The organism is Gordonia sp. VNK1 (assembly GCF_040049135.1).
Taxonomy (GTDB): Bacteria; Actinomycetota; Actinomycetes; order Mycobacteriales; family Mycobacteriaceae; genus Gordonia; species Gordonia oleivorans.
The window spans coordinates 1-1496 of the sequence record NZ_JBDZDJ010000061.1 but is presented as its reverse complement, the minus strand read 5'-3'; the positions used below and the strand labels follow the sequence as shown (position 1 = coordinate 1496).

General features: G+C 62.5%; 1 protein-coding gene. It reads left to right on the top strand.

The genetic code is table 11. The annotated features are described in order from the left end of the window. Positions 1 to 1496: IS1634 family transposase (locus ABLE94_RS26300; protein ID WP_425476293.1), on the top strand; the 1496-nt coding region annotated here is incomplete at both ends.

Here is a 1496-nt window from a genome sequence, read left to right as displayed (position 1 = left end):
GGCGTTTGTGCGGACGGTGAAGACCAAGTCGGGAGCGACGGCGGTCCAGATCGTGCACTCCAACCGTCGCGGGTCGCGCCAGATCGAGCACATCGGCTCAGCTCATACCGATGCGGAGCTGGCGGCGTTGAAGGCCGCGGCCGCTGATCGGTTGGCTGCCGGGCAGCAGCAACTCGACCTCGGGCTGGTTTCCGCGTCCGGAGCAGGACCCTTGCCGATCACCAGTTCCCGGATGGCGGTGTTGCTGGATGCGATCACCGCGGTGTACGACGAACTCGGATTCTCCTCGATCCCGAACTCTGACAGCGTATTCCGTGATCTGGTGGCCGCGAGGATCATCGAACCGACCAGCAAACTCGACTCCCTGCGGGTACTGGCCGAAGCCGGTGTCGCCCCGGCCTCGTACGCAACGGTGAAACGACGTTTACCCATCTACGCTGACACGTCCTGGCGTCAGGAACTGGCGAAAGCATGTGCCGCGCAAGCGAATCTGGGACCCGCCACACTGTGTTTGTACGATGTCACCACGCTGTACTTCGAGACCGACAAAGCGGACGGGTTCCGCGAACCCGGGTTCTCCAAGGAGCGCCGCCTCGAACCACAGGTCACTGTCGGTTTGCTCACCGACGCAACAGGATTCCCGTTGATGATGGAAGCATTCGCCGGGAACAAAGCTGAGACGTTGACGATGATGCCGACCCTGACCGCGTTCATCGCCGCCCACAAGCTGACCGATGTGACGGTGGTGGCCGATGCCGGGATGATCTCCGCGGCGAACATGAAGGCCATCGAGGATGCCGGGTTGTCGTTCATCCTGGGTGAGAAGATCCCCAGAATCCCCTACCAGATTCAGAAGTGGCACAAGAACAATCCGAACTCCACTCCCGAGGACGGGCTGACCTTGACCCAGCCACTGCCGGCGAATTCCAAGACCAGTTACCTCCGTCACCGGGTCGTCTACTACCGCTACAGCGCCGGCCGAGCGCGACGCAGCATCCGCGGTATCAACGAGCAGATCGCCAAAGCCGAGAAGGCGGTCGAGGGCAAGATCCCGGTCAAACGCAACCGGTTCGTCAAGCTCAAAGGCGGGGACCGGACCGTCAACCGAGAGTTGGAAACCAAGGCCCGCACCCTGGCCGGCTGGAAGGCCTATGCCACCAACATCGACTCTCCGACACCCGAATTGGTAATCGGCTCCTACCACCAGCTGTGGCGGATCGAGAAGAGCTTCCGGATGTCGAAGTCCGATCTGGCCGCACGCCCGATCTTCCATCACCTCGAGGACTCCATCCGGGCACACTTGGCCGTGGTGTTCGCCGCGCTGGCCATCACCAGAATCATCGAAACCCGCACCGGCTGGTCGATCAAGAAGTTCGTCACCACCGCCCGCCGCTACCGCACCGTCACCATCCAAGCCGGCGAACAGACCCTCACCGCCGCCGATCCACTACCCGACGGCCTCCGCGAAGCGATCATCGCGATCCGAGGTGGACACT